Origin of the sequence: Kribbella pittospori, assembly GCF_004331465.1 — a bacterium.
Taxonomy (GTDB): Bacteria; Actinomycetota; Actinomycetes; order Propionibacteriales; family Kribbellaceae; genus Kribbella; species Kribbella pittospori.
This window is the reverse complement of the sequence record NZ_SJKB01000016.1, coordinates 43,113-60,734: the sequence shown is the minus strand read 5'-3', so window position 1 is coordinate 60,734 and position 17,622 is coordinate 43,113. Positions and strand designations below refer to the sequence as shown.

15 protein-coding genes are annotated in these 17,622 nt (G+C 66.6%); 10 read left to right on the top strand and 5 right to left on the bottom strand.

Annotated elements, in window-relative coordinates; genetic code table 11:
* Positions 1-43 precede the first annotated feature (43 nt).
* On the top strand, positions 44-3,142 hold the full coding sequence (locus E0H73_RS36555) for a DEAD/DEAH box helicase (RefSeq protein ID WP_131364290.1): 3,099 nt from the start codon (positions 44-46) through the stop codon (positions 3,140-3,142).
* An 18-nt stretch (positions 3,143-3,160) separates the two neighbouring features.
* Here E0H73_RS36555 and E0H73_RS36550 read toward each other — a convergent pair whose 3' ends face one another.
* Complete coding sequence (locus tag E0H73_RS36550; RefSeq protein WP_238164506.1) at positions 3,161-3,559, bottom strand: HD domain-containing protein; 399 nt, start codon at positions 3,557-3,559, stop codon at positions 3,161-3,163.
* A 6-nt stretch (positions 3,560-3,565) separates the two neighbouring features.
* Positions 3,566-4,282, bottom strand: coding sequence for a GntR family transcriptional regulator (locus E0H73_RS36545; RefSeq protein ID WP_202867730.1), 717 nt, complete (start codon positions 4,280-4,282; stop codon positions 3,566-3,568).
* 123 nt (positions 4,283-4,405) lie between these two features.
* Here E0H73_RS36545 and E0H73_RS36540 point away from each other — a divergent pair, with 123 nt between their 5' ends.
* From E0H73_RS36540 to E0H73_RS36510, 7 genes are all read left to right on the top strand, one after another.
* Positions 4,406-5,749, top strand: a complete 1,344-nt coding sequence (locus tag E0H73_RS36540) for an ABC transporter substrate-binding protein (RefSeq protein WP_165555960.1) — start codon at positions 4,406-4,408, stop codon at positions 5,747-5,749.
* A complete protein-coding gene (locus tag E0H73_RS36535) occupies positions 5,746-6,678 on the top strand; it encodes a carbohydrate ABC transporter permease (protein ID WP_165555959.1) in 933 nt (310 codons plus the stop codon). Before E0H73_RS36540 ends, E0H73_RS36535 begins: the two co-directional genes overlap by 4 nt.
* The gene (locus E0H73_RS36530) at positions 6,675-7,487 is read left to right on the top strand and encodes a carbohydrate ABC transporter permease (RefSeq protein ID WP_131364287.1); all 813 of its coding nucleotides are present in this window, start codon (positions 6,675-6,677) and stop codon (positions 7,485-7,487) included. Before E0H73_RS36535 ends, E0H73_RS36530 begins: the two co-directional genes overlap by 4 nt.
* 1 nt (position 7,488) lies before the next feature.
* Positions 7,489-8,268: a 6-phosphogluconolactonase gene (locus tag E0H73_RS36525; protein ID WP_131364286.1), complete on the top strand. Its 780-nt coding sequence runs from the start codon at positions 7,489-7,491 to the stop codon at positions 8,266-8,268.
* 3 nt (positions 8,269-8,271) lie between these two features.
* A complete protein-coding gene (locus E0H73_RS36520) occupies positions 8,272-9,573 on the top strand; it encodes a family 4 glycosyl hydrolase (protein WP_131364284.1) in 1,302 nt (433 codons plus the stop codon).
* Complete coding sequence (locus E0H73_RS36515) at positions 9,570-10,538, top strand: BadF/BadG/BcrA/BcrD ATPase family protein (protein ID WP_131364282.1); 969 nt, start codon at positions 9,570-9,572, stop codon at positions 10,536-10,538. The genes E0H73_RS36520 and E0H73_RS36515 overlap by 4 nt, the downstream gene beginning before the upstream one ends.
* Before the next feature lie 75 nt (positions 10,539-10,613).
* A complete protein-coding gene (locus E0H73_RS36510) occupies positions 10,614-11,588 on the top strand; it encodes an aldo/keto reductase (RefSeq protein ID WP_131364280.1) in 975 nt (324 codons plus the stop codon).
* 131 nt (positions 11,589-11,719) lie between these two features.
* On the opposite strand, the gene E0H73_RS36505 is transcribed toward E0H73_RS36510, so the two are convergent.
* Positions 11,720-12,607 (bottom strand): LysR family transcriptional regulator, encoded by an 888-nt coding sequence (locus tag E0H73_RS36505; protein WP_131364278.1) that lies wholly within the window; start codon positions 12,605-12,607, stop codon positions 11,720-11,722.
* A gap of 108 nt (positions 12,608-12,715) precedes the next feature.
* On the opposite strand from E0H73_RS36505, the gene E0H73_RS36500 reads away from it, so the two are divergent.
* Positions 12,716-13,132: a hypothetical protein gene (locus tag E0H73_RS36500; protein WP_131364276.1), complete on the top strand. Its 417-nt coding sequence runs from the start codon at positions 12,716-12,718 to the stop codon at positions 13,130-13,132.
* A gap of 3 nt (positions 13,133-13,135) precedes the next feature.
* On the opposite strand, the gene E0H73_RS36495 is transcribed toward E0H73_RS36500, so the two are convergent.
* On the bottom strand, positions 13,136-13,957 hold the full coding sequence (locus E0H73_RS36495) for an alpha/beta fold hydrolase (protein ID WP_131364274.1): 822 nt from the start codon (positions 13,955-13,957) through the stop codon (positions 13,136-13,138).
* A gap of 33 nt (positions 13,958-13,990) precedes the next feature.
* Positions 13,991-16,942 carry an AfsR/SARP family transcriptional regulator gene (locus E0H73_RS36490; protein ID WP_131364272.1) on the bottom strand — a complete coding sequence of 984 codons (2,952 nt, stop codon included), beginning with the start codon at positions 16,940-16,942 and terminating at the stop codon, positions 13,991-13,993.
* Positions 16,943-16,994: 52 nt separating this feature from the next.
* Here E0H73_RS36490 and E0H73_RS36485 point away from each other — a divergent pair, with 52 nt between their 5' ends.
* The gene (locus E0H73_RS36485) at positions 16,995-17,567 is read left to right on the top strand and encodes a GNAT family N-acetyltransferase (RefSeq protein ID WP_131364270.1); all 573 of its coding nucleotides are present in this window, start codon (positions 16,995-16,997) and stop codon (positions 17,565-17,567) included.
* Positions 17,568-17,622: the final 55 nt, after the last annotated feature.

The following is a 17,622-nucleotide window of genomic DNA, read 5'->3' as shown; positions in this document are numbered from 1 at the left end:
TCGTAGTCGTCTGGCAAGCTCCTCTCGGAGGGGTGATAGGGCGATGGAGCCAGGGATCTATGACGCGCTGGTAACTAATGGGCTGCTTGCGGCGATTGGGCAGGGGGATGGGCTGGTCGCGAGGCTGCACGATGTTGATGTGGCGGATCAGCCGGAGGTGCTGGCTCGGCATGTGCGGGACGCCGTACTGCGGGCGCTTGGGAACACTCGCGACGAGGAGAAGCGTGTTGCACTGGTCAACGACTTGTTGCAGCGCCTTGCCGTGGATGGCGAGGAGCTACCCGATGGGCAGCTTCGGCAACTGCATGCTCTGCATCCGCCGGTGCGGCCTGGTGCCACTACCTATAGCGAGGCGCGGCCGAGCACTCCGCTCTCCGATGCCGCCCTGCTCACCAACGCACACGGTGAGCCCTCGCTGGGCCCGGAGTTGCGAGCCGAGATCGATACCTCGGACGAGGTGGATCTGATCTGCGCGTTCGTGAAGTGGTACGGCCTTCGCCTGCTCGAGCCGGAGCTCCAACGTCTCCGGCTCCGCGGCGCGCCGTTTCGCGTCATCACCACCACCTATCTTGGGGCAACGGATCGCACTGCGCTTGACCGACTCGTCAACGAGTTCGGTGCCGAGGTCAAGATCCAGTACGACGTACTTCGCACTCGGCTGCATGCCAAGGCATGGCTGTTCCGCCGCAACACCCTGTTCGACACGGCGTACGTGGGGTCTTCCAACCTCTCGCGAGCGGCTCTGCTCGATGGCGTCGAGTGGAATGTCCGTCTCTCGCGGATTGCGACACCGGGTCTGCTGAATAAGTTCGGCGCGACCTTCGATACCTACTGGAACGATTCGACGTTCGAGTCCTACCAGCCAGAGCGCGACCGTGATCGCCTCGACGATGCGCTGGCCGAGGCAGGCAATCGCAAGTCCTCAGACCGAGTCACCATCTCGCTCGCCGGCCTCGAGGTACGACCGCGGCCGTACCAAGCCGAGATGCTCGAAGAGATCGAGGTCGAACGCGAGGTTCACGACCGCCATCGCAACCTGGTCGTCGCGGCAACCGGCACAGGTAAGACGGTGATCGCGGCGCTCGACTACCGCCGTCTTCGCGACGCTGCCGTTCGACGCGGCGAGCCGGCTCCGTCGCTCCTCTTCGTCGCACACCGGCGAGAGATCCTGCAACAATCACTCCGCACGTACCGCGAGGTCCTTGCCGATGCCACCTTCGGCGAGGAGTACTTCTCGGGAGCGCGGCCCGAGCGGTGGCGACACGTCTTTGCCTCGGTTCAGGCGCTCACCTCGTACGACGTCACGACGATGCCCGCGGACACTTTTGACATCGTCGTGGTGGACGAGTTCCATCACGCGGCCGCACCCACGTATCGCCGACTACTAGATCATCTTCAGCCTCGTGAACTACTCGGGCTGACAGCGACGCCTGAACGCACCGACGGCTTCAACTTGCTGACGTACTTCGGCGGACGAACGGCGGTCGAGCTTCGCCTCTGGGACGCGCTATCTGCAGATCTGCTGTGCCCGTTCCACTACTTCGGGATCTCCGACAACACGAGCCTTGCCGACCTGCAGTGGAAACGTGGCAGGTACGACGAGCAGCAACTCGAGAAGCTGTACACGGGCAACGACAGACGCGCGGCCATCGTCCTAGGCCAGGTGCGCGACAAGCTCACAGACCTACGCACCATGAGAGCGCTCGGCTTCTGCGTTTCGGTCGCTCATGCCGAGTACATGGCGGATGTCTTCAGCAAGGCGGGCATCCCCGCACGCGCCGTGTCTGGCCAGACCCTGACCGCCGAACGGGATCAGGCGCTGCGAGACCTCAAGGACCTCCGCGTCAATGCGCTCTTCGCCGCGGACCTCTTCAACGAGGGCCTCGATCTCCCGGAGGTCAACACCGTCCTCTTCCTGCGCCCGACCGAAAGCCCAACCGTCTTCCTCCAACAACTCGGCCGAGGTCTTCGCCAATCCGAAGGCAAGCCGGTGCTCACGGCTCTCGATTTTGTCGGACACCAACGCAAGGAGTTCCGCTTCGACCTGCGCTTCCGCGCACTGACTGGCGAGACGCGGAAAGGCCTCGAACGCCAGGTTGAGCAGGGGTTCCCGTTTCTGCCGTCCGGCTGCCAGATCGTGCTCGACAAGGTCGCGCAAGAGGTAGTCCTGTCCAACCTTCGCAGCCAGATTGCCGGCCGCTGGCAGGATATGGTCAAAGAGCTCCGTGCGCAGGGCGACCAGACCTTGCCGACGTTCCTCCAGGAGTCCGGTACGGAGCTCAGCGACGTACTGCGCCCCGGCCGTAGCTGGACCAGTCTGCGCCGCGACGCCGGACTCCAGACACGCTCCGGATCGAGTCGTGAGAAAGCTCTTCTCCGACGCGTACGCGCACTCGCCCATGTCGACGACCCGGACCGAGCCCGTGTCTACCGACGACTCTTGCAGGACGACGGACCGGCGTACGACGAACTGGACCCAGCCCACCGTGCGTTCGCCCGGATGTTGTTCTTCTCGCTCTGGCCCGACGGCGGCGGATTCGCGTCGTACGCGGAAGGCATCGATGCGCTGCGCCAAGAGCCTGCCCTGCGCGACGAGTTGCTGGAGATCACCGACTTCGCGATGGATCACGCGCGGCATCGGGCCTTCCAGCTCAGCGGTCGGCTCGGCCACCTGCCCCTCCGCGTGCATGCGCGGTACCAGCGGGAGGAAATCTTGGCCGCGCTCGATTACGCCAACCTGCAGCGCAAGCCGAGTACGTTCCAGTCTGGGGTGCTGTTCTCACACGAGCGAAATCTCGACGCGTTCCTCGTCACTCTGACCAAGTCCGAGGCGGACTACTCCCCCACGACGATGTATCAGGACTATGCGATCAGCCCGACGCTGTTCCACTGGGAGTCGCAGAGCAACACCGCGATCGACTCACCCACCGGACAGCGCTACCTGAATCACCGCGAGCGTGGCAGTGACATCTTCATCTTCGCCCGGCAACACAAACGCACCGACGGAGCCACAGACCCCTACCTCTTCCTCGGCCCGGCCACATACACAACCCACACCGGCGAGCGGCCCATCGCCATCACGTGGCACCTAACCCATCCCATGCCCACAGAGGTCTTCCAGGCCGCTTCCGTGGTTGCGTGATCCTGGTCGAGACGTGAGTCAGCGGTCGCGCCAGGCGAGTGGGGAGGTTTGGAGGGCGGCTTCGGCTAGGCGGCGGCCGAAGGGGGTTTGGATCCTGGCGCGGGATGACTCGATCCAGCCGTCGACGCGTTGGTAGCCGGCCTCGCCGTACTCGACGGCTTGCATGAGGCATTCGAGGCGATCGGCGTCTTTCGCGCAGCGGGCCTCGATGGTCTCGACTGCCTCGTACTCGATGACTGCTTCGCGGATGCTCTTGGCTGCACTGTCAGGCAGTACGGCGGTCTGGTCTTCGGTGATCCGCTCGTTGCTGGCTGCCTCGACGTAAGGCCGGGCGCTGTGCGGGATGTCGCCGATCCGTGTCTCTTGAGAGTCGTGGCAGTCATCGCCCTTCCTGCTGGAGGTCGCCCCCACTAGCACGACGTCTTAGCGGGTTAGGTCGGCGGTGAATTGGTAGGCGTCGCCTCTGTAGTGGTTGGTGCCGGAGAGGAGGGGGGTGGTGGTGTCTTGGGCGAAGGCTATTTCGGTGGCTACGAGGATGGCGCCGCCTGCGGGGAGGTTGAGGAGGGCGGCGAGGGGGGCGTCGGCGTTTTGGGCTTGGACTGTGTAGCGGGAGTAGGAGAACTCGATGCCGTGGGTGGAGAAGAGTTCGTAGAGGGACGCGTTGGTCAGGTCGGCGGTGGGTAGCCAGGGGGCGATGGCTACGGGGATGACCAGGTCCTCGACGGTGACGGGGCGGTCATCCATTCCGCGGAGGCGGCGGATGGCTACGACGGGGGCGGTGGGGGCGAGGTGGAGGCGGTGGGCCTCGTCGAGGGTGGCTGGGCGTTCGCGGTGGTCGAGGATTTCCGAGCTGGGGCGGAAGCCCAGTTCGTGAGCCATCTCCGTGAAGGACTGCAGCCGGCTCGGGGGCTCACGGAGTACGAGGTCGCGTACGTACCAGCCTCGTTGGGGTGACGGGACGATCAGGCCCTCGTCGGAGGCGGCTTGGAAGCCGGCCCGGACGGTCATGCGGCTGAGGCCGGTCTCGAGCGCGAACTGCCGTTCGCTCGGCAGTCGGCTGCCGCTCGGGTAGCGCCCGCGGACGATCCCGTCTTGGATCCGTTTCTTGACCCGTTCGACCGCTGGCTCTGCTGCTGTCACGGCCGCCACTATACCAGTTTCAGGCCCATGTGCGCTCACAATCCAGAACTGGTTGGGACTGGCATAACTGGTTTCAGAGTCGTAGGGTGGCCGGAAGTCACGGGAACAGACGAAGGAGTCACGATGGTCACCAGGCGAACGGTGTTGAAATCGGGAGCCGCACTCGGCCTGTTCACGCTGGCTGGTTGCGCGCCTCAGGGCACCAAGGCGAGCAACGACGCTCCGACCACACCGGCGAAATCGATCGATGTCGCTGCGGCCGGCACGGTGACGCTGTCGATGCTGGACTTCTGGGGCGGTGACTCCGCCAAGTGGGTGGCCAACGCGGTGAAGGCGTACCAGCAGAAGTACCCGAACGTGACGATCAAGCGCACGTCCGTCGACTGGGGTCAGCTGACCCAGACGGCCAACCTGCGGTTGAAGGAGAAGAACCCGCCGGACATCATCACGGTCAACAACGGGTGGCAGTCCCTGGGCACACTCGCCAAGGCCGGGCTCGTCCTCAACCTGGACGGCTACTCGAAGTCGTTCGGCTGGGACAAGTTTCCGAGCACGATCCTGCGTCAGACCCAGTTCACCGCAGACGGCACCGAGATGGGCTCGGGCTCGCTGTTCGCCACGCCGGTCGCCAGCTCGTCGCTGATCGGCCTCTACTACAACAAGACAATCCTGGAGCGCGTGGGTGCCACGGTGCCTACCGACCTCGCGTCGTTCGAGGATGCCTGTACGAAGGCCAAGGCTGCCGGCGTCATCCCGATCGGCTACGGATCTCAGGACAAGGGGTCGTCGACGGCGATCCTGCTGGCCTTGCAGGACTTGTTCGGCGATCAGAAGAAGATCAACGACTTCGTCTACTCGACCGGTTCGGTGAAGGCCGACGAGATTGGTCTGAAGGACGCGGCGGAGCGGCTGAAGTCGTACCAGGACAAGGGCTGGCTGACGCCGAACCATGCCGGCATCCAGTTCGCCGACGCCGGCGACGCCTTCCTCAAGGGAAAGTCCGCGTTCCGCTTCGAGTACACCGGAACCTTGGCCTTCCAAGGCGCCCAGAAGCAGCAGTACGGCTACGTGCAACTCCCGCAGGTCACGGGCGGGAAGGTCGTCGGTACGGGCGCGTCCACCGCGGTCGCACTCGGCTCGAAGTGCAAGAACCCGGATGTCGCCGCTTCGTTCCTCGACTTTCTGGCCGGTCCGGAGGCCGCGCAGTTCGTCGTCGAGAACGGTTTCCTGCCGCTCCTGAACGACGTCAAGGCGCCGGCGGACAACCCGGAGTTCGGTACGGAGATCACCGGTCAGCGGTCGCTGGACAAGGACAACGGCTACGTCCCGTACTTCGACTGGTCCACGCCGTCGATGCTGGACACCCTCGGTGGACAGGTCCAGCAGTTGCTGGCCGGACGGAGTACGCCGGACGCCCTGGTGAAGGCGGTTCAGGCCGACTACGACAAGTTCCAGAACGCGCGATGACTGTTCAGACTTCACGTCTGAGCGTCCGGGCCAGGCCAAGGACGCGAGCCGTCTCGCGACAGACCCGCAAACGGCGCTGGATCGGGTTGCTCTTCCTCTCCCCCGCCCTCCTGCTGTACGGCGCGATCGTCCTCGTGCCGTTGATCCAGACGGTGAACTACTCCTTCTACAAATGGGACGGAGTCAGCGAGCCGACCTGGATGGGACTGCAGAACTATCTGGAGTTCGGACGTGACCCACGGATGTACGCCGCCTTCGGGCACGTGCTGGTGCTCATCGTCATGTTCGGCCTGATCCCGCTCGGCCTCGGGTTGATCAGTGCCGCCTTGCTCAGCCGGGCGAAGATCCGTGGCGAGGGCATCTACCGCTGGTTCCTCTTTCTCCCGCAGGTGCTGACGAGTGTTGTCGTGGCGATCATCTGGAAACGCATCTACGCGCCCGATGGCCCACTGAACACGGTGTTGCGCTGGGTCGGCCTGGACAGCCTCACCCGCAACTGGCTCGGTGATTTCACCTGGGCCCTTCCGTCGCTCGGCATGATCGGAGTCTGGGGCGGCTTCGGATTCACCATGGTGCTGTTCCTGGCCGGCATCCTCGCCATCCCGGACGAGCTCTATGAGGCCGCACGGTTGGACGGATCGACACGATGGCAGGAGTTCTGGCTGATCACCCTTCCCAGCCTCCGGGGACAAATGGCCATCGCCTTGACCCTGACCATCACCGGTGCGCTGCGGACGTTCGACATGGTCTACATCACGACCCAGGGCGGGCCCGGGGACGCGACGACCACCCCGGCGCTACTCCTGTACCAGTTGGCGTTCGTCAATCCCGATGTCGGCAAGGCCTCGGCGACCGGGGTCGTCCTGGCCGCGCTGTGCCTCGGTATCGCGGTGGCGATCACCCGGATCCTGGAGAACAGAGACCGATGATCTCCAGATTCGAACGTGTCTCCAACTACGTGATCGTCATCGCGCTGACCGTCGCGGTGCTGTTCCCGGTCGCCTGGTTCCTGCTGACCTCCCTCAGCCCCAACACGTCCGGCGCCCTGGACTTCACTGATGTTGCCTGGAGCAACTTCAGCGCGGCCTGGCGGGACGGGAACCTCGCGCACTCCATGTACGCGTCTCTCGTCATCACGGTGTCCGCTGTGATCGGACAGACCCTCCTCGCGATCCTTTCCGGCTACGCGTTCGGCGTCCTCGGAGTGGTCGGCGAGCGGTTCCTGTTCCCGGTCATTCTGCTGGGGATGATGGTCTCGACCGAGGTGATCGTGATCCCGCTGTACTACGAGTTCCAGCAGATCGGCCTGACCAACTCCTGGCTGGGACTGGTCATCATTCAGCTCGGGATGGGCGTCCCGTTCGGGACCTACTGGATGCGGGCGACGTTCAGAGCCCTGCCTCGCTCGGTGATGGACTCCGCGGCCGTCGACGGAGCCGGCGTGTGGAGCACCTTGTGGCGCATCCTCGTTCCGATGGCCCGCCCCGCGGTGCTGACGTTGGTGATCTTGTCGTTCATGTGGACGTGGAACGACTTCTTCCTGTCCTTGATCTTCCTCGGCGACCCCGAGAAGCAGACCGCGACCGTTGCCCTGGGCGCCTTTCAGGGCCGCCATGTCCTGCAGGTGAACCTGATGGCGGCGGGTTCGCTGATCGTCTCGTTGCCGGTCGTGGCTCTGTACCTGTTCTTCCAGCGTGAGTTCATCAGCGGCGTCATGGCCGGCGCCGTCAAGGAGTGACGTGGCGACACCTATCACCGTGATGCCCTCGGCCGCCGAGATCGGCGAGGTCATCGCGCAGCACATCCTGGAACAGCTCGCCACTGCGGAGAGGTACGTCGTCGGTTTTCCGGCCGGTCGTAGTGCGACTCCGGTGGCGGCTGCGTTGGACCGGCTCGCGCACGAAAGTGGTTTGATTGTCGACAATCTGCGGATCGTCATGATGGACGAGTACGTCACAGGACGACCCGGCGACTGGAAGCTGCTCTCCGCAGATACGCCGCACAGCTGCCTCGGATGGGCGCAGCGAAACCTGCTCGACCCCCTGGCCGACCTGGGTTTGCGCCCGGCCCATCTCATCGCGCCCGACCCCAACGAGCCCGCTGCCTTCGAGAAGGAACTCATCGATGGAGGTGGCATCGACGTGTTCCTGCTGGCCAGCGGCCAGGGCGACGGACACGTCGCGCTGAACGGGCCGGGTACGCCGCGGAACGCACCCACCCGCGTCGTCGAGTTACCGGAGTCGACCCGCAGGGACAACGTGTCCACCTTCCCGAGTCTGCTGTCGCTCGAGGACGTCCCGACGTACGGCGTCACGATCGGTACGGCGGAACTCGCGGCGCTCTCGCGCTCGGTGGTGATGCTGCTGTGGGGACCGAACAAGGCGTACGCCTTCGACCGGATCCGCCGGGCCGACAGCTATGACCCGGCGTGGCCGGCGACCATCGTGCACGACTGCCACAACGCCCGCATCTACGCAGATGAACAAGCCGCACAGTCAGAACGAGAAGGGGTCTCATAGGACATGGCTCGAATCAAGATGGCCTACATCGGCGGAGGATCCTCCAGAGCGGCCGGCACCATGGCGTCGTTCTTGTGGCACGGGCCGGAGTTCGCGGGATCCGAGGTGGTGCTGATCGACAAGGACCCGGAGCGCCTCGAGACCGTCCTCAAGATCGCCAAGAAACTCGCCGCGGAAGGCGGTGACGGCATCACTGTCACCGCGACCACAGACCAGCGCGCCGGCCTCGCCGACGTCGACGCTGTGCTGACCAGCTACCGTCCCGGGAACTTCGCCGCTCGCGCGCTCGACGAACGCATTCCGATCAAGCACGGTGTCATCGGTCAGGAGACGCAAGGTCCTGGTGGATTCTTCATGGCGCTGCGCTCCATCAACGACATGCGGACCATCACCGATGACCTGCAGGCCGTCGCTCCGGACGCGGTGATCTTCAACTACACCAACCCGGTCAACATCGTCTCCCAGGCGGTCGCGGACCACACGCCCGTACCGATCTACTCGATGTGCGAGGGGCCGATCGTCTTCCCGCCGGTCGTCCTCAGGGCCGCCGGGCTCGACCCCGAGCGAGCCAAGGTCACCATGGCCGGCGTGAACCACAACTGCTGGAGCTACGAACACCTGTACGACGGGGAAGACGTCATGCCCCTGCTCGACGCAGCGTGGGAACGCCGCAAGGACGACCCGACCCTCGATCCGAACTCGAAGCGTGCACTGCACCTCGCCGTGGTCATGCGGTCCATTCCGTCGGACTACTTCAACTACTACTACTTCCGCAACGAGGTCTTCAGGGATCAGCAGGCCGCGCCCCGGACCCGGTCGGAAGTGATCATGGATGCGGTTCCGGGGTACTGGGATCACTACCGCGAACAGGCTGAGTCCAGCCATCCCCACCTCGACCCGGCCCGGTCGCGGGGCGGGATCCACGAACTCGAACTGGCCATCGACGTGATGAGTGCCTACTACAACGACACGGGTGCGCGTCTGCCTGTCAACCTTCCGAATGTCGACAATGCACTGCCCGGCTTCGATGCGGAGACCGTCGTCGAGGTCTACTGCAGCGTGGATCGGAAGGGCTGCCACATCGAGCCGCAGCAGCCGCTGCCGCTCGCCGTCCGCGGCATCACGCGTCAACTCGCCGACTACCAGATGCTGGTCGCCAAGGCTGCCTGGGAAGGCACGCGGGCCGATGCGATCCGTGCGCTGGTCGCGAACCCGCTGGTGCCCGACCTGTCCATCGCCGAGAACCTGTACGACGAGATGGCCGCGGCGCATGCGGCGTACCTGCCGGAAAGACTTCTTCAGTGAAGGACGTCTTTCTTGCTGTCGACGCCGGGAACACCAAGACCTGGGCGGGGTTGACGACGGCCGATGGTGAGCTCGTCGGCCTCGCCCGCGGTGGCGTCGGCGACATCTACGCGCCAGCCGGGGCTGAGGCTGCGAAGGCGGTCGTCCTCAGTCTCGTCGGCGACGTGCTCGACTCCGCAGGGCTCAGCCCGTCGGACATCAAGCACGCTGCGTTCCGCTTGGCGGGTGTCGACTGGCCGGCGGACGCGCAGTTCTGGAGCGCAACTCTAGAGCCCCGCTTCAGTGACCTCAGCATCAAGAACGACGGGTTCGCGCTGATCCGGTGCGGGCGGCTCGATGGGCAGGGCATCTCCGTCGTACTCGGCACCGGTGCCGCGCTGGCGGGCAGGGGTCCGGCGAAGGAGTGGGCGCTGTCGTGGTGGCTGCAGCATCCGCTCGGCGGCGCGGGCCTGGTCGGCGAGGCGTTGCGAGCTGTGTATCTGTCCGAGCTCGGGCTGGGCGAGTCGACGAAGCTGACCGCCGTACTGCCCCCGCTGTTCGGTGTGTCGACGCCGGAGGAGATGCTCGAGCTGACCACCAAGCGGGAGAACACGTTCAGCTTCGCGACGTTGGCCGCGCATGCTCCGTCGGTTCTGGCACTGATCGAGGACGACGCTGTTGTGGCGCAACTGGTGGACACGCAGGCATCGCGCCTCGCCGACTACATCGTCAGCCTGGCCGGCAGCTGTGGACTCGAGGAGCCGGTGACTGTCGTTGCCGGCGGCGGCCTCCTCCGGGAGCCGGGTGCACCGGTGTTCGCAGCGCTCCGGCGTACGTGCGAGAACCGCGAACTCAACCTCGACCTTCAACACACCCAGGATCCTGCGCTCGTGGGCGCACTCCTGGACGCGTTGGCCGAAGGCGGGGCGCAGCCGACCGAGGCGGTGCGGAGCAGGTTGTCGGAGGCGGCGCGCGCCCACGGCTGACTCAGAAGCTCTGGTGATGGGACTGAGCTGATTCTCTTGTTGGAAGTCTTAGCGGGCGCGCGGGAGGGTGGAGGTATGGACTTTACTCAGCTTGGACGTACGGGACTGAACGTCAGTCGAATCGTGTTGGGGACGATGAACTTCGGCCCTCACACCGAGGTGGCGGATGCGCACGCGATCATGGACGCGGCGCATGAGAAGGGGATCAACTTCTTCGACACCGCCAACGGGTACGGGCGGGCGATCTACCCGGGGCGGACCGAAGAGATCATCGGTGAGTGGTTCGCCAAGGACCCGGGCAACCGGCACAAGACGGTGCTGGCGACCAAGGTCTACGGAGACATGGGCGACGGGTGGCCCAACGAAGGCAAGCTGTCGGCGCTGAACATCCGGCGCGCGCTGGACGCGTCGCTGAAGCGGCTGCAGACCGACTACGTGGACCTGTACCAGTTCCACCACGTCGACCGGAACACCCCGTGGGACGAGATCTGGCAGGCGATCGAGGTCGCCATCCAGCAGGGCAAGATCCTGTACGCCGGATCCTCCAACTTCGCCGGCTGGCACATCGCGCAGGCGCAGGAGGCAGCCGCGCGGCGCAACTACATCGGCCTGGTCAGCGAGCAGTCGATCTACAACCTGCTCGTGCGCGACGTCGAGCGCGAGGTACTGCCGGCCGCGCAGGAGTACGGCCTCGGTGTGATCCCGTGGTCGCCGCTGCAGGGCGGTCTGCTCGGTGGCGTCATCCGCAAGGAGAACGAGGGCGTACGCCGGCTCGAGGGTCGTGCCAAGGAGACCCTGGAGCGGCTGCGTCCGCAGATCGAGCAGTACGAGGCCTTCGCCGCCGAGCTCGGCCACGAGCCCGGTGAGGTCGCACTCGCCTGGCTGCTGCACCAGCCCGCCGTCACCGGCCCGATCGTAGGCCCGCGCACGATGGAGCAGCTCGAGTCCGCCGTACGCGCCGTCGACGTCAAACTCGACGAGAAGGCCCTGGCCCGCCTCGACGAAATCTTCCCCGGCTACAAGACCGCCCCCGAGGACTACGCCTGGTAGGCGGCCCCGGTCTGATGGGTTGACCCATCAGACGGTGGGTTCACCCAGCGGAATCCGGTGGGTGAACCCACCATCTCGTGGGCTCACCCATCCGTGTCGGGTGGATGGGATGGGGTCAGGGGTGGCCGGGCTTATTTGTGGCCGGCGGTGGTGGGGAGCATGCCTATGAGGGCGTCGGCGGCCAGGGAGGCGGCGGGGCTGGTGGGCATGGCTACTGAGACCTGCCAGTCGGAGGCGCTGCCGGGGGTGAGCGGGACGGTCATGTGGTCGCCTCGTTTGGCGGCGATGCGTTCGGGGACGAGGGCCACGCCGAGGTTGTGGGCGACCAGGGCGAGGAGGGTGTGTACGTCGTTCACCTCGATGGTCACCGGGTGCGCGACACCGGCGGCGGCGAAGGCGCGGTCGGAGATGGCGCGGGCTCCCCAGGTCGGGTCGAAGTCGACGAACGACTCCCCCACCAGGTCGTCCAGGGAGACGGCGATCGCCGACGCCAAGCGGTGGTCGGGGGCGCAGACGAGGACCATCGACTCGGTGGACAGCGGGCGGAGGTCGAGGCCGTCGACCGGGTCACCGGCAGTGGCAACGAACGCGATGTCGAGCCGGCCGGAGGCGAGTTCGTCGAGCATCGGAGTGGAGCCGGCCTGGCGGACCTCGATCTCGACGCCCGGGTACGCGGAGCGGAACTTCGCGAGCAGAGCCGGTACGTCGACCACCCCGAGGCACTGCTCGAGCCCAACAGTCAGGTGACCGCGCAGCAACCCCTGGACCGCGGCAACCGCGTCCTTGGCAGCCTCGGCGGCGGCGAGCGTACGGCGCCCTTCGCACAGGAGGGCACGCCCGGCCTCGGTGAGCTCGACGCTGCGGGTGTTCCGGAGGAAGAGCGGGGCGCGCAGCTCCCGCTCGAGCGCACGGATGGAGGCAGACAAGCCGGACTGCGAGATTGACATCGCCTCGGCCGCCCGCGTGAAGTGCTTCTGCTCGGCCACCGCCACGAAGTGTTCCAAGTGCCTCAGCTCCATGACTCAGAAGTCTAGTCGATCGAACCAACGCGATTCACCTGTCCCAACTCTCAGGACAGCGCCCAGGTGGGATCGAAGCGCACCGACCGGGGTCGATAGGGTGTGGTTATGGCGGATGAGGAGTTTCGGGTTGAGGTTGTGCTCGGGAACGAGGAGCACGGGTTGACGTTCTGGGAGCGGTTCCGGGCGCACGATCTGGACGACGACGCGCGGAAGCGGCTCGGCGGTCAGGTGACGGTGACGCGCGACGGGAACCGGATGCTGCTGTACACGCACACCCTCGAGGACGCCCAGGAGGCGGAGCGGACCGCCAAGGCATTGGTTGCCGACGACAACATCATCGCCGAGTACACGGTGACCCGGTGGAATCCGGCCGAGCAGGAGTGGACCGACCCGAACGTCCCGGTCGGCGAGCACGACGCGGCCAGTGACGCGGCGAAGAACAAGGGCATGGAGGTGCCGGACCCCCGGTACGTCGTGATGCAGGCGTACAAGCCGGAGTTCCTCCGCGACCTCGGGCTGTAACAGCTACGGGGTCCCGTGACCGACCCACGCGAGTAGTCGCATTTCCGGCTCGTGACGAGGACCGAGATGGCCGCCGTCGACCGTGATCAGTTCGGCGGCGGGCAACCGGCGTACGAGCCACTCCCCGTGCGCGACCGGGATCGAGGTGTCGTCGCGCGCCACCATGATCTGCGTTGGTGCGCGCACGTCCTCGAGGGCGAAGCCCCAGTCGTCGACCCGACTCAGGCAGTCGTCGATGTACCCCGCCGAGCCTTGCCGCCCGGCTTCGTACGACGCTTCCATCAGGATCGAGCGGTAGTCGGCCGCTACGCCGGGCAGGCCCACCTCCAGCCACCCCCGGAAATCGCGCCAACTGGGCTCGAGCGCCGCGGCCCCCTCGACGGCCAGCTGCCATTCGTGCCACTCGTCCTCGGCCATGCCGGCAGCGAAGTCGAGCCCGTCAGCTGAGAACGGCGCAGGCCCCGCGACGACCGCACACCGCACCACCCGGTCCGGCAGCAGAGCAGCAGCGGCCAACGCGCCCGGCCCGCCACCGGACACTCCCGCGACCCCGAACCGGTCCAGGTCAAGAGCATCCGCAATCGCGCGTACGTCGTCCGCCACGTCAGCAGCCCGTCGACCCGGCACCCGCGTGGACAGCCCGTACCCCGGCCGATCGTAGGTCACGACCCGCAGGCGATGATCCAGATAGCTGTCGCCAAGATGCCGAAAAAACCGGCTCCCCGGCGTCCCGTGCAGCCAGAACACCGGCGCGCCCTCGGGATCGCCCCACACGCACACCTCGAGCCTCCGACCGTCCGGCGTGCTCACCGTTTGCCCAGCCATAGCCCCTCCCCTAGTCACGAGAGTAAGCCGAATTCACCAGCCGGGGAGGTAGCCGGTCTCCTCATGGATTCGCGCCGCGGCAGCAGCGTGGAGGGCGGCGTCGTCGTCCCGCCCCAGCGCGGCATCGCAGCGAGCGAGCAGGTCGTGAGCGTGGTAGGTGCCGACGCAGTACTCGACAGCCTGGAGTTCGGTGAGGGCTGCGGCGGCGAGTTCGTGAGCGAGCGCCGTACGGCCCTCGCGGAAGGTGCATTCGGCCAGCCAGTAGTGGACGTCGGCCAGGATCGTGCCATAGCCCGACTTGCCGGCCGCGGTGTCGACCAGTTCGAAGTACGAGCGGGCCGCCGCGTGGTCGGCGTCGTGCAGGTGGATCTCGCCGATCACGAGCCGGCTGAAGCATTCGTGGTAGTTGGACGAGACCTCGAGACTGTCCACGAGCGCGTCCGACGCATGCTGGAGCGCCGTCGCGTGGTCGTGTAGCCGCCGGTGGAACTCGGCCAGTTGGAGCTTCCAAGCGATCAGGTCCAGGCGGCTGCCGTCCGGCGGCGAGGCCAGGTCGGCCGCCGCTTCGTCGTACCTCCCGAGATCGAGGTACGCCGCCGCTCGATTGACCCGCACGACCGGGGAGTCGCCCGCTGCGGTCAGCGCCAGGCACTCGGTCGCGCACTCGATGGTGTCCCGGAACCGGCCGAGATGCAGATAGTTGAGGGACTGATTCAGCAACGCGATCGGCAGGCGGTCGACCTCACCGATGGAACGGAACAGCTCGATCCCGGCGGCGAGCAGGTCCGCGGACTTGCGCAACTGGCCCTGATCGTTGGAGGCGAGGCCGAGGTTGCACAGCAACGCCGCCTCGCCGAGGACGAACCCACCCGACCGGTACAGCCCGATCGCCTTCTCACCGTGCACGGTCGCGCTCTCGGCGTCGCCGGTGATCCGCGCCAGCACCCCCAGCGCGTGCTCCATCGCGCCCCGAGCCAGTGGGTCGTCCGGCGCGGACGTGACGCCGAGCTCGACCAGCTTGCGCCACAGGTCGGTCAGGCTGTGCTGATAGAGGTACGGCCGCGGGATGTCGGCGAGCAGCCAGGCCGTGTCGGGCGGCCCCACGACGAGAGCCCGCGTGGCGACGGCCTCGATGTTCACCAGCTCGGATTCGAGCCAGTCCGTCGGATCATCGACCGGCACGCGCTGGTACGACGTGACCGGCAACCGGACCGCTGTCGGGAGCAACGAATGCACCGCGAAGTCCGCCGTACCGATGTACCAAGCACACAAGGCGTTCCAGGCCTCGAGCTCCGGAGTCCCGAGGTGGACGCCGTACTCCTTGACGAGGTCGTGCATGACGTAGCGGCCGCGACCGACCGGCTGCAGGAGGCCGGCGGATTCCAGGCGAGCTAGGACATCGGCGTGGTGACGGCCGATGAGGGCTTCGGCAGCACCTTCGCCGAACTCGGGGCCGGGGAAGAGAGACAGGAGGCGGAAACCGCGTTGGACGGCGGGTTCCAGGAGGTCGTACGACGTGGTGAAGGCGGCGCTGACCGCGGTGTCGTTGTCGATGGTGAGGAGTGGGAGTGTGCCGGCCACACGCATGCGGGAGACGAGGCCGGCCACGGATCCATGGGTCGCGACGGCGCCCGCGATGCGGAGCGCGAGCGGCAGACCAGCGCACATCGCAACGAGTTCGGCCACCGCGTCGTCAAGGCCGACGGTGTCCCGACGGCTGAGGAGTGAGGTGACCAGCGACGCCCCGTCGTCGGGAGCCAAGGTGCCGACGCTGAGGCTGGTCGCGCCCTCGAGGGCAACCAGGCCGCCGAGCGTACTGCGGCTCGTGATGAGGATTGCGCTGCCCGGCGTACCAGGTAGCAACGGACGGACCTGAGCGGCATCGCGGGCGTCGTCGAGAACAAGGAGGACGCGGCGGCCGGCGAGACGGGCGCGGAACGCGGCGGCGCGGGCGTCGAGATCGTCGGGGATCGCTCGCGGATCGACGCCGGAGGATCGCAGCAAGTCGACGAGTACGTCGTCCGGCCGGCGCGGCTGATCCGATGCTCCACGCAACCGGACGAACCACAACCCGTCGGTGAACGACGACGCCAACTGATGCGCGACCCGGACCGCGAGCGCGGTCTTGCCGACGCCCGGTGTGCCGGTCAACACGACGATCGGTACGCCGCTGGTCTGCGCTGCGAGCTTCACGACATCGTTGATCAGGTCGTCGCGGCCGACGAGGGTGCGGATGTCGAGCGGGAGCTGGTTCTGCCGGGTCCAGTCCCCCGATGGCGGTGACGACTCGTCGAGGGCCGAGGTCAGGATCGACTGCCGGAGTTCGCGCAGTTCGTCGCTCGGGTCGAGGCCGAACTGGTCCACGAGCCGCTGCGCGATCTCGTCGTACGCCGACAACGCCTCGGCCTGCCGTCCGCAGCGGTAGAGCGCGATCATCAGCTGCGCGCTGAAGCGCTCGCGAAGCGGTTCCTTGGCACTCGACTCCCGCAGCTCGGGCAACAAGTCGGCGTGATCGCCCTGCGCCAACCGCGCGTCGTAGTACTGCTCGAGTGCGGTCAGCCGCTCCTCGACCAGCCCGACGGCGTAGTGATGCTCGACCGCGAGCGGCTCACCGCGCCACTGGTCCAGCGCTCGCTGGAGGTGCTCGATCTTCCGCGCCGGGTCGTCGGCGGCCTTGGCGAGATAGGAGCGGAAGGCAACGAGATCGGCAGCCTCGGCGGCCAGCAGGTACCCGCCGGGACTGGTCTGCAGGACGTGCGAGCCGACGATGGCGCGCAGCCGGCGTACGTAGGTGTGGATCGAGGAGGTCGGGTTCGCGGGCAGGGTCTCGCCCGCCCACAACCGGTCGATCAGCTCGCCGACCGGGACGACGCGATGCGGCCGCAGCAGCAAGGTGGTGAGGAGCGTGCAGAGCCGCGGTGCGGGCGTCGGGACCGGGCGACCGTCGACGACGATCTCGAGCGGACCGAGGATGCGGAACTCCATCCGCCTAGTGTCCCCCAAGCTACATCGCTTACGGGACACTTAGTCTGTCAGCATGCGCATCGAGCTGCGGCCTGTGGATGAAGGCGATCTTGACCTGTTCCGGCGATTCGGGGTGGAGCCGTGGCTGATCGGGCTCGACTGGAGCGGCTTCCGCGACGCCCAGGGGCCGGCCCGACGGTACGCCGAGGACGGCTTCCTCGGCGCGGACGACTCGCGGCTGATAGTTCGCGCGGACGACGAGACCGCCGGGATGGTGAGCTGGCGATCGGGGTCGTTCGAGGGCAGGACGAAGTACTGGGAGATCGGGATCGCTTTGTTGCCTGAGCACCGTGGTCGCGGGATCGGCTGGCGGGCGCAGGCGATGCTGACCGACTACCTGTTCTTCCACACGCCGGTGATGCGGATCCAGGCGGCGACGCATCCGGAGAACGTGGCCGAGCAGAAGTCCTTGGAGAAGGCGGGTTTCCGGCTCGAGGGTGTGATCCGTGCGTGCGAGTTCCGGGCTGGGAAATACCAGGACGGGTACTTGTACAGCAGGTTGCGGGACGACCCGGGACCGGTGGTCGACAACAGTTCGGTGACGGCCCCGGCGGAACGTCCCGCGGACGGCCCCTCGGAGTACTAGCGTTTCGGCGTTGCGTTACCGCCTTGTGCGGCGTGGTTCTGCGACTCTGAACAGT

What these genes read in the sequence shown, in the direction of transcription:
- E0H73_RS36555 (WP_131364290.1), top strand. Translation starts at nt 44, where the DNA reads ATGGAGCCAGGGATCTATGACGCGCTGGTAACTAATGGGCTGCTTGCG.
- E0H73_RS36540 (WP_165555960.1), top strand. Translation starts at nt 4,406, where the DNA reads ATGGTCACCAGGCGAACGGTGTTGAAATCGGGAGCCGCACTCGGCCTG.
- E0H73_RS36535 (WP_165555959.1), top strand. Translation starts at nt 5,746, where the DNA reads ATGACTGTTCAGACTTCACGTCTGAGCGTCCGGGCCAGGCCAAGGACG.
- E0H73_RS36530 (WP_131364287.1), top strand. Translation starts at nt 6,675, where the DNA reads ATGATCTCCAGATTCGAACGTGTCTCCAACTACGTGATCGTCATCGCG.
- E0H73_RS36520 (WP_131364284.1), top strand. Translation starts at nt 8,272, where the DNA reads ATGGCTCGAATCAAGATGGCCTACATCGGCGGAGGATCCTCCAGAGCG.
- E0H73_RS36510 (WP_131364280.1), top strand. Translation starts at nt 10,614, where the DNA reads ATGGACTTTACTCAGCTTGGACGTACGGGACTGAACGTCAGTCGAATC.
- E0H73_RS36505 (WP_131364278.1), bottom strand. Translation starts at nt 12,607, where the DNA reads ATGGAGCTGAGGCACTTGGAACACTTCGTGGCGGTGGCCGAGCAGAAG.
- E0H73_RS36500 (WP_131364276.1), top strand. Translation starts at nt 12,716, where the DNA reads ATGGCGGATGAGGAGTTTCGGGTTGAGGTTGTGCTCGGGAACGAGGAG.
- E0H73_RS36495 (WP_131364274.1), bottom strand. Translation starts at nt 13,957, where the DNA reads ATGGCTGGGCAAACGGTGAGCACGCCGGACGGTCGGAGGCTCGAGGTG.
- E0H73_RS36490 (WP_131364272.1), bottom strand. Translation starts at nt 16,942, where the DNA reads ATGGAGTTCCGCATCCTCGGTCCGCTCGAGATCGTCGTCGACGGTCGC.
- E0H73_RS36485 (WP_131364270.1), top strand. Translation starts at nt 16,995, where the DNA reads ATGCGCATCGAGCTGCGGCCTGTGGATGAAGGCGATCTTGACCTGTTC.